This window comes from Pseudomonas sp. HMWF006, from assembly GCF_003061205.1.
GTDB lineage: Bacteria > Pseudomonadota > Gammaproteobacteria > Pseudomonadales > Pseudomonadaceae > Aquipseudomonas > Aquipseudomonas monsensis.
The window spans coordinates 1-9,474 of record NZ_QAIU01000470.1; the positions used below are offsets into that span (position 1 = coordinate 1).

Annotated in this window: 7 protein-coding genes; all 7 read right to left on the reverse strand. The window is 60.2% G+C overall.

Going from position 1 to position 9,474, the window contains the following annotated elements:
* A partial coding sequence (nuoG, locus tag DBR24_RS20525) for an NADH-quinone oxidoreductase subunit NuoG (RefSeq protein ID WP_128615679.1) occupies positions 1 to 2,439 on the reverse strand: 2,439 nt, incomplete at its 3' end.
* Between the two features lie 136 nt (positions 2,440 to 2,575).
* Positions 2,576 to 3,931, reverse strand: a complete 1,356-nt coding sequence (gene nuoF / locus DBR24_RS20530) for an NADH-quinone oxidoreductase subunit NuoF (RefSeq protein WP_064586999.1) — start codon at positions 3,929 to 3,931, stop codon at positions 2,576 to 2,578.
* A complete protein-coding gene (nuoE, locus tag DBR24_RS20535; RefSeq protein ID WP_003223804.1) occupies positions 3,928 to 4,425 on the reverse strand; it encodes an NADH-quinone oxidoreductase subunit NuoE in 498 nt (165 codons plus the stop codon). The genes nuoF and nuoE overlap by 4 nt, the downstream gene beginning before the upstream one ends.
* 2 nt (positions 4,426 to 4,427) lie before the next feature.
* The gene (gene nuoC, locus DBR24_RS20540) at positions 4,428 to 6,212 is read right to left on the reverse strand and encodes an NADH-quinone oxidoreductase subunit C/D (RefSeq protein WP_123462468.1); all 1,785 of its coding nucleotides are present in this window, start codon (positions 6,210 to 6,212) and stop codon (positions 4,428 to 4,430) included.
* A gap of 74 nt (positions 6,213 to 6,286) precedes the next feature.
* On the reverse strand, positions 6,287 to 6,961 hold the full coding sequence (locus DBR24_RS20545) for an NADH-quinone oxidoreductase subunit B family protein (RefSeq protein ID WP_003223809.1): 675 nt from the start codon (positions 6,959 to 6,961) through the stop codon (positions 6,287 to 6,289).
* Positions 6,962 to 6,971: 10 nt separating this feature from the next.
* On the reverse strand, positions 6,972 to 7,385 hold the full coding sequence (locus tag DBR24_RS20550) for an NADH-quinone oxidoreductase subunit A (RefSeq protein WP_003223812.1): 414 nt from the start codon (positions 7,383 to 7,385) through the stop codon (positions 6,972 to 6,974).
* A 567-nt stretch (positions 7,386 to 7,952) separates the two neighbouring features.
* Complete coding sequence (gene aceA, locus DBR24_RS20555) at positions 7,953 to 9,278, reverse strand: isocitrate lyase (RefSeq protein WP_003223815.1); 1,326 nt, start codon at positions 9,276 to 9,278, stop codon at positions 7,953 to 7,955.
* Between the last annotated feature and the right edge of the window lie 196 nt (positions 9,279 to 9,474).

Sequence of the window (9,474 nt, forward strand, 5' to 3'; positions counted from 1 at the left end):
GTGGTAGAACGGCACGGCTTGCCAGGTGCCCGGCGCCGGATTGAACGCACGCGGAGCGGCAGCGAACCAGTTCAGCGAGTCGCCCGTGCTTTCGATCAGGCGGGGGCCCGGGTCGCCAGCGCGCAGGTGACCACCGACTTCGTCCTGGAACTTGTTCCACGCTTGTGGCGAGTTCCAGCCCGGCGACCAGGCGAATGGCACTTGCTGACGTGGTTCAGCCGAACCCGAGTAACCTTCCATGGAGAAGGCGAACGCGGTGTCTTGGTCTTGCGGGGTACGCGGTTCGTGAACGCTGATGTCGGCGCGCATCGCGGTGCGACCGGAATAACGCAGCGGCTCACGCGCCAGTTTCAGACCCTTGATGCGGAACGCGGCCGATGGGGCTGCGTCGACGATACGCGCCAGTTGCTCGGTGCTCGAGGCAACGGCAGCGGTGACGTGGTCGAGTTGCGTCCAGTCGATCGGCTGGTTCAGCAGGGTCGAGCGCAGGGCGTGCAGCCAGCGCCAGCCTTCGTGAACCAGGATGCTCGCATCCATGTATTGCGGGTCGAAAACCTGGAAGAAGCGCTGGGCGCGACCTTCCTGGCTGACCAGCGTACCGTCGCCTTCAGCGAAGCTCGCGGCTGGCAGAACCAGTTGCGCGCGGTCGGTGGTGGCGGTCTTCTGGTGGTCGGCAACGATCACCACTTGCGCAGCGTTCAGGGCTGCGTCGACCTTGGCTTTCGAGGTGCGGGTGTACAGATCGTTTTCCAGCACGACGATGGCGTCGGCCTTGCCGTCGATCACGGCTTGCAGCGCTGCGTCGACCGATTCGCCACCGAGCATGGCCAGGCCAAGGCTGTTGGCTTCCGGCACGATCAGGCTGATCGAACCGTTTTTCTCACGCAGCTTCAGGGCTTTGGCGATGTTCGCCGCCGCTTCGATCAGTGCTTTCGAACCCAGCGAAGTACCGGCGATGATCAGCGGACGCTTGGCCGCGAGCAGGGCGTCGGCGATGCGCTTGGCCAGTTCCAGGGCTTCGGCGTCCAGACCTTCAACGGCCGGGGCGCTGGCGTCCAGCGCGTGAGCAACGGCGAAACCGATGCGCGCCAGGTCATCCGGAGCGGCGTGTACGCATTCTTCGGCGATGTCGTCGAGCTTGGTTTCAGCGAGGCTGGCGATGAACAGCGGGTTCAGTTCGTGCTGACCGATGTTCTTCACCGCCGCGTCGAGCCACGGCTGAACGCGCATGGCTTCGGCCATGTCTTCAGCCTTGCCCTTGACCGACTGACGCAGGGCCAGGGCCATACGCGCTGCGGTCTGGGTCAGGTCTTCACCGAGGACGAAGATCGCGTCGTGGTCTTCGATGTCGCGCATGTTCGGCACGGGCAGCGGGCTGTCTTTCAGCACTTGCAGGACCAGACGGATGCGCTCCAGCTCGGACGCTTCGATACCCGAGTAGAAATGCTCGGCGCCGACCAGCTCACGCAATGCGTAGTTGCTTTCGAGGCTGGCACGCGGCGAACCGATACCGACGATATTGCGCCCGCGCAGCAGATCGGCAGCCTTGTCCAGCGCCTGATCCAGGCCCAGCTTGGTGCCGTCGGCCAGCATTGGCTGACGTGGACGGTCGGTGCGGTTGACGTAGCCATAACCGAAACGGCCACGGTCGCACAGGAAGTACTGGTTCACCGAACCGTTGAAACGGTTTTCGATGCGACGCAGCTCGCCGTAACGCTCGCCCGGGGAGATGTTGCAACCGCTCGAGCAGCCATGGCAGATGCTCGGCGAGAACTGCATGTCCCACTTGCGGTTGTAACGCTCGGAGTGCGTCTTGTCGGTGAACACACCGGTCGGGCAGACCTCGGTGAGGTTGCCGGAGAACTCGCTTTCGAGGGTGCCGTCTTCAACGCGACCGAAGTACACGTTGTCGTGGGCACCGAACACACCGAGGTCGGTGCCGCCAGCGTAATCCTTGTAGAAACGCACACAGCGGTAGCAAGCGATGCAGCGGTTCATTTCGTGGGAAATGAACGGGCCCAGTTGCTGGTTCTGGTGGGTGCGTTTGGTGAAGCGATAACGGCGCTCGTTGTGGCCGGTCATCACGGTCATGTCTTGCAGGTGGCAGTGACCGCCTTCCTCGCACACCGGGCAGTCGTGCGGGTGGTTGGTCATCAGCCATTCGACAACACTGGCGCGGAACGCCTTGGATTCTTCATCGTCGATGGAGATCCAGGTGTTGTCGGTGGCAGGCGTCATGCAGGACATGACGATGCGACCACGGGTGTCGTTCTCGTCGGTGTACTGCTTGACCGCGCACTGGCGGCAAGCCCCGACGCTACCAAGCGCGGGGTGCCAGCAGAAATAAGGGATGTCGAGGCCCAGCGACAGACATGCCTGTAACAGGTTGTCTGCCCCGTCGACTTCGAGCGCTTTGCCGTCTACGTGGATAGTGGCCATGGTTCAAAGTTCTTCGTTGGCCCGGTGTCAGCGGGCGTGGCTAATGGAATCTTGTTATTCGTCCGAATCCAGTCAGCCCCGAAAGGCGTCATCGGACGAAAGGCGAAGGGCACGGACCCTTCGCCTTTTTAAGCGTTTACGCGCCGACTACGATCGGCCTTGCCAGAGGCGGGACGGCGGCGCTTGCAGGCGCGATACCGGCTTCGAACTCTGGACGGAAGTATTTGATGGCACTGCCCAAAGGCTCCACGGCACCCGGTGCGTGAGCACAGAAGGTCTTGCCTGGGCCGAGGAAGCCGACCAGACCCAGCAGGGTCTCGATGTCGCCTGGCTGACCGCGGCCTTCTTCGATGGCCATCAAGAGCTTGACGCTCCATGGCAGGCCATCACGGCACGGGGTGCAGAAGCCGCAGGATTCGCGGGCGAAGAACTGCTCCATGTTGCGCAGCAGCGACACCATGTTGACGCTGTCGTCCACCGCCATCGCCAGGCCGGTACCCATCCGGGTGCCCACTTTGGCGATGCCGCCGGCGTACATCTGTGCGTCGAGGTGTTCTGGCAACAGGAAACCGGTACCGGCACCGCCTGGCTGCCAGGCCTTGAGTTTGTAACCGTCGCGCATGCCGCCGGCGTAGTCTTCGAACAGCTCGCGAGCGGTCACGCCGAATGGCAGTTCCCACAGGCCAGGGTTCTTGACCTTGCCGGAGAAGCCCATGAGCTTGGTGCCCATGTCTTCACTGCCTTCGCGGGCCAACGATTTGTACCAGTCAACGCCGTCGGCAATGATCGCCGGCACGTTGCACAGGGTTTCCACGTTGTTCACGCAGGTCGGCTTGCCCCACACGCCCACGGCGGCAGGGAAGGGCGGCTTGGAGCGCGGGTTGGCGCGGCGGCCTTCGAGGGAGTTGATCAGTGCGGTTTCTTCACCGCAGATGTAACGCCCGGCGCCGGTGTGGACGAACAGCTCGAAATCGAAGCCGCTGCCCAGAATGTTTTTACCCAAAAGGCCAGCAGCCTTGGCTTCTTCCACGGCACGGTTGAGGTGCTTGGCGGCGGTGGTGTACTCGCCACGCAGGAAGATGTAGCCACGGTAGGTTTTCAGGGCGCGGGCACTGATCAGCATGCCTTCGATCAGCAGATGGGGCAGTTGCTCCATCAGCATGCGGTCTTTCCAGGTGTTCGGCTCCATCTCGTCCGCGTTGCACAGCAAGTAGCGGATGTTGATGGATTCGTCCTTGGGCATCAGGCCCCACTTCACGCCCGTGGGGAAGCCTGCACCGCCGCGACCTTTCAAGCCTGCGTCCTTCACGGTCTGGACGATGTCGTCCTGAGCCATGTCGGCGAAGGCCTTGCGCGCAGCGGCGTAACCGTTCTTGGCCTGGTATTCGTCGAGCCACACGGCTTCGCCGTCGTCACGCAGACGCCAGGTCAGCGGGTGAGTCTCGGCCGAACGCTTGATGCGGTTGGCAGGACCGAAAGATGTCAGGGTCATACGTAGCCCTCGAGCAGTTTGGCCACGCCGGCAGGTTGCACGTCGCCAAAGGTGTCGTCGTCGATCATCAGCGCCGGTGCCTTGTCGCAGTTGCCGAGGCAGCAGACAGGCAGCAGGGTGAAACGACCGTCGGCGGTGGTCTGACCCAGGCCGATGCCCAGATTGTTCTGGATTTCGCTGACCACCGACTCGTGGCCGCCGATGTAGCAGACCATGCTGTCGCAGACGCGAATGATGTGGCGGCCGACCGGCTGACGGAAGATCTGGCTATAGAACGTCGCCACGCCTTCAACGTCGCTGGCCGGGATGCCGAGGATCTCGCCGATCGCGTACAGGGCGCCATCCGGCACCCAGCCGCGTTCCTTCTGAACGATCTTCAGGGCTTCGATCGACGCCGCGCGCGGGTCTTCGTAGTGATGCAGCTCGTGCTCGATGGCCGAGCGCTCGGTTTCACTCAAGGTGAAACGGTCTGTCTGGATAAGCGTGCTGTTCATGCTTAGCGGTCCACGTCGGCCATAACGAAGTCGATACTACCCAGGTACGCAATCAAGTCCGCGACCATGCTGCCTTTGATCACCGAAGGGATCTGCTGCAGGTGCGGGAAGCTCGGAGTACGGATCCGGGTACGGTAGCTCATGGTGCCGCCGTCGCTCGTCAGGTAATAACTGTTGATGCCCTTGGTCGCTTCGATCATCTGGAAGGATTCGTTGGCCGGCATGACCGGGCCCCACGAAACCTGCAGGAAGTGCGTGATCAGGGTTTCGATGTGCTGCAGCGTGCGTTCTTTCGGCGGCGGCGTGGTCAGCGGGTGATCCGCCTTGTACGGGCCTTCCGGCATGTTGCGCATGCACTGGTCGATGATCTTGATGCTCTGGCGCATCTCTTCGACGCGGACCATGCAGCGGTCGTAGGCATCGCCGTTGGCAGCCAGCGGTACTTCGAACTCGAAGTTCTCGTAGCCGGAGTACGGACGCGCCTTACGCAGGTCGAAGTCGCAACCGGTCGAACGCAGGCCGGCACCGGTGACGCCCCATTCCAGGGCCTCTTTGGTGTTGTACTGGGCAACGCCGATGGTACGACCCTTGAGGATGCTGTTCTGCAGGGCGGCCTTGGTGTACTCGTCGAGGCGTTTTGGCAGCCACTCAACGAAGTCTTTCACCAGTTTTTCCCAGCCGCGCGGCAGATCGTGCGCGACGCCGCCGATGCGGTACCAGGCCGGGTGCAGGCGGAAACCGGTAATGGCTTCGATCACCGTGTACGCCTTCTGGCGGTCGGTGAAGGTGAAGAACACCGGAGTCATCGCACCAACGTCCTGAATGTAGGTGCCCAGGAACAGCAGGTGGCTGGTGATCCGGAAGAACTCGGCCATCATGATGCGGATGACGTCGACCTTTTCGGGCACCTTGATGCCGGCCAGCTTCTCGACCGAGAGCACGTACGGCAGGTTGTTCATCACGCCGCCGAGGTAGTCGATACGGTCGGTGTACGGGATGAAGCTGTGCCACGACTGACGCTCGGCCATCTTCTCGGCACCACGGTGGTGGTAACCGATGTCCGGCACGCAGTCGACGATCTCTTCACCGTCCAGTTGCAGGATGATGCGGAACGCACCGTGCGCGGAAGGGTGGTTCGGGCCCAGGTTGAGGAACATGTAGTCCTCGTTGGCACCGGAACGCTTCATGCCCCAGTCTTCAGGACGGAAGCGCGCGGCTTCTTCCTCAAGCTGTTGCTTGGCGAGGTTGAGGCTGAACGGATCGAATTCGGTGGCGCGCGCCGGGAAGTCCTTGCGCAGCGGGTGACCTTCCCAGGTCGGCGGCATCATGATGCGCGACAGGTGCGGGTGGCCTTTGAAGTCGATGCCGTACATGTCCCAGACTTCACGCTCGTACCAGTTGGCGTTCGGCCAGATGCTGGTGACGGTCGGCAAGCTCAGGTCGCTTTCGGACAAGGCGACTTTGATCATCACGTCACTATTACGCTCGAGCGACATGAGGTGATAGAACACGGTGAAGTCGGCGCCCGATGGCAGCCCTTGACGCTTGGTGCGCAGACGCTCGTCCACGCCGTGCAGGTCATAGAGCATGACGTACGGCTTGGGCAGGTTGCGCAGGAAGGTCAGGACTTCGACAAGTTTGGCGCGCGCCACCCACAGCACCGGCATGCCGGTACGGGTCGACTGAGCGGTGAACGCTTCGGCGCCAAAACGGTTGTTCAATTCGACGACCACATCCTGGTCGTCTGCCTTATAAGGCGGGATGTACAGAGCGCTGCCTGTAGTCATGGTTATTTTTTCGCTTTCGGTCAACGTAAAGAATGAAGCCAGCTTCTCGTTTCTTTTGTAAGAACAGATCTGGATCAGACTTCGTCAGGGCTGCGCAGGTTGGTGACTGCGATTCGCTGTTCGCGGCGCTGTTCTTTCTGCGAAGGCATGTCGGCGCGATAAACGCCTTGATCACCAACGACCCAGGACAGTGGGCGACGCTCCTGGCCAATCGATTCCTGCAACAGCATCAAGCCTTGCAGAAATGCTTCTGGACGGGGCGGGCAGCCAGGTACGTAGACGTCCACGGGCAGGAACTTGTCCACCCCTTGAACCACGGAGTAGATGTCGTACATGCCACCGGAGTTGGCGCACGAACCCATGGAGATTACCCACTTCGGCTCGAGCATCTGCTCGTAGAGACGCTGAATGATCGGCGCCATCTTGATGAAGCAGGTACCGGCGATAACCATGAAGTCGGCCTGACGCGGTGATGCCCGGATAACTTCGGCGCCGAAGCGCGCGATGTCGTGGGGCGCCGTGAAGGCGGTGGTCATTTCCACGTAGCAGCACGAAAGGCCGAAGTTGTACGGCCACAGAGAGTTTTTACGCCCCCAGTTGACCGCGCCACTCAGCACGTCTTCGAGCTTGCCCATGAAAATGTTTTTGTGGACTTGATCCTCTAACGGATCGGAAACGGTTTCCCGTTCGCCAATCGGATACTGCTCGTTAGGAGCATCGGGGTCGATTCTGGTGAGATTGTATTGCATTGCCAAAGCCTCATTGTTTCAGCTTCGCCTGCCGCTTGCGACGAGCTTCCGGAGCCCAGTCAAGGGCGCCCACTCGGAACAGGTAGACAAGACCTGCCAACAGAATTGCTATGAAAACGAGAGCTTCGACGAATCCGGTCCAGCCGCTTTCGCGGACGGACACAGACCATGCAAAGAGAAAGAGGGCTTCGATATCGAAGATCACGAACAGCATCGCGACCAGATAGAATTTGGCTGAGAGCCGCAAGCGGGCGCCACCGGTAGGTAGCATGCCGGACTCGAACGGTTCGTTTTTGCTGCGGCCCCAGGCTTTTGACCCGAGGAGGCTAGAGACGCCGAGCATGAAGGCACACAGGCCGACTACACCCAGAAGGAAAATGGCAAAGCCCCAGTTGTGGGCCATGAGTCCTGTCGCTTCGGGCATGCTGGTAATCCTTAACAGAGAGCAAAGGTCTCTGAGCTTGATAAAGAAATAAGGCAGTGACGATATGTCGCAGCAATCAATCGCGCTGATTTTATGGCTAAACACCCTGCAAGTAAAATTCCTATAGCGAAATTATTTATTGGAATAAGGACATAGCGCACCTCCAATGCCCTGCAGCCCATGCATTGCGGGCATTAGCCGGGTTTGTGTGAATTATGTTTTGTAGGAAATGTAACGAACATAGTTGCTGCTAAATGATAATTGATATCGTTTGGAGTGCTTTTGTAACTGTTTAGCGGTGCAGTAAACAGAAAGTTGTCTTATATGCCTGTTACTGCAAGTAGCGGTGGCGTCCGTTTTAGCGGATTTTTCTGACATCTGTACCGCTCTGGATCAATGTTTTCTCCGGACGACACCGATCCCTGCAGGCTCACTCCTACAGGGATTTGTGGTGGTCATTGAATCCTGGGCAAAAAAACGCCCCGAACCAGTCGGGGCGTCAGTCTTGCGGCTTTGCGGTTAGCTTTCTATACGATCCGCAAAGGCCGTTTGCTCAGCGAAGCAGAATCAGTGGAACTGTTCTTCTTCGGTCGAACCGGTCAGCGCGGTCACCGAGGACGAGCCACCCTGAATCACGGTGGTCATGTCGTCGAAGTAGCCGGTGCCCACTTCCTGCTGGTGAGCCACGAAGGTGTAACCCTTGGCGGCGTCGGCGAATTCCTGCTCTTGCAGCTTCACGTAGGCAGTCATGTCGTTGCGGGCGTAGTCGTGCGCCAGGTTGAACATGCTGTGCCACATGTTGTGAATGCCGGCCAGGGTGATGAACTGATGCTTGTAACCCATGGCGGACAGTTCGCGCTGGAACTTGGCGATGGTCGCGTCGTCCAGGTTTTTCTTCCAGTTGAAGGAAGGCGAGCAGTTGTACGACAGCAGTTGGTCCGGGTATTCCTTTTTGATCGCTTCAGCGAAGCGACGGGCTTCTTCCAGATCCGGCTTGGCGGTTTCGCACCAGATCAGGTCGGCATACGGCGCGTAAGCCAGGCCACGGGCGATCGCTTGGTCCAGGCCAGCGCGAACCTTGTAGAAACCTTCCTGAGTACGCTCGCCAGTCACGAACGGCTGGTCGTACGGGTCGCAGTCGGAAGTCAGCAGGTCAGCCGCGTTGGCGTCGGTACGAGCCAGAATGATGGTCGGAGTACCGGCAACGTCGGCAGCCAGACGGGCAGCGGTCAGCTTCTGTACGGCTTCCTGAGTTGGAACCAGTACTTTGCCGCCCATGTGACCGCACTTCTTCACGGAAGCCAGCTGGTCTTCGAAGTGAACGCCGGCGGCGCCTGCTTCGATCATGCTCTTCATCAGCTCGTAGGCGTTCAGAACGCCGCCGAAACCGGCTTCGGCGTCAGCCACGATTGGCGCGAAGTAGTCGATGTAGCCTTCGTCGCCCGGGTTCTTGCCGGCTTTCCACTGGATCTGGTCAGCACGACGGAACGAGTTGTTGATGCGCTTGACCACGGTTGGCACTGAGTCCACCGGGTACAGCGACTGGTCCGGGTACATGGATTCGGCGGAGTTGTTGTCCGCAGCCACTTGCCAGCCCGACAGATAGATCGCCTGGATACCGGCCTTGACTTGCTGAACAGCCTGGCCGCCGGTCAGGGCGCCCATGCAGTTGACGAAATCTTTCTCTGGGCGGAAGGACGGCTTGGCACCCTGGGTGACCAGGTTCCACAGCTTCTCGGCGCCCATTTTCGCGAAAGTGTGCTCAGGTTGAACCGAGCCACGCAGACGGACGACGTCAGCAGCGGAATAAGTGCGAGTCACGCCTTTCCAGCGCGGGTTTTCAGCCCAGTCTTTTTCAAGGGCTGCAATTTGCTGTTCGCGTGTCAGTGCCATGGAGATAAACCTCGTCGCGTCTTTATGAAAAGTTGTTCTGCGGTGGAAAATTCCTGCGCTCGCTGACCAGAAGCTTAGGTGGTCAAGTCGGGTTCGGCGGGGGAGGCGACGGGATGAACGATGGGCTCGAGGGGAAAGTGAGCAGGTAAAGGCGAACTGGCGGGCGCAATCGGGGCGTCGTGGGCCTTTCATACGA

Coding starts and splice junctions, on each gene's coding strand:
- nuoF (WP_064586999.1), bottom strand. CDS start 3,931: ATGACCCTGACATCTTTCGGTCCTGCCAACCGCATCAAGCGTTCGGCC.
- nuoE (WP_003223804.1), bottom strand. CDS start 4,425: ATGAACAGCACGCTTATCCAGACAGACCGTTTCACCTTGAGTGAAACC.
- nuoC (WP_123462468.1), bottom strand. CDS start 6,212: ATGACTACAGGCAGCGCTCTGTACATCCCGCCTTATAAGGCAGACGAC.
- DBR24_RS20545 (WP_003223809.1), bottom strand. CDS start 6,961: ATGCAATACAATCTCACCAGAATCGACCCCGATGCTCCTAACGAGCAG.
- DBR24_RS20550 (WP_003223812.1), bottom strand. CDS start 7,385: ATGCCCGAAGCGACAGGACTCATGGCCCACAACTGGGGCTTTGCCATT.
- aceA (WP_003223815.1), bottom strand. CDS start 9,278: ATGGCACTGACACGCGAACAGCAAATTGCAGCCCTTGAAAAAGACTGG.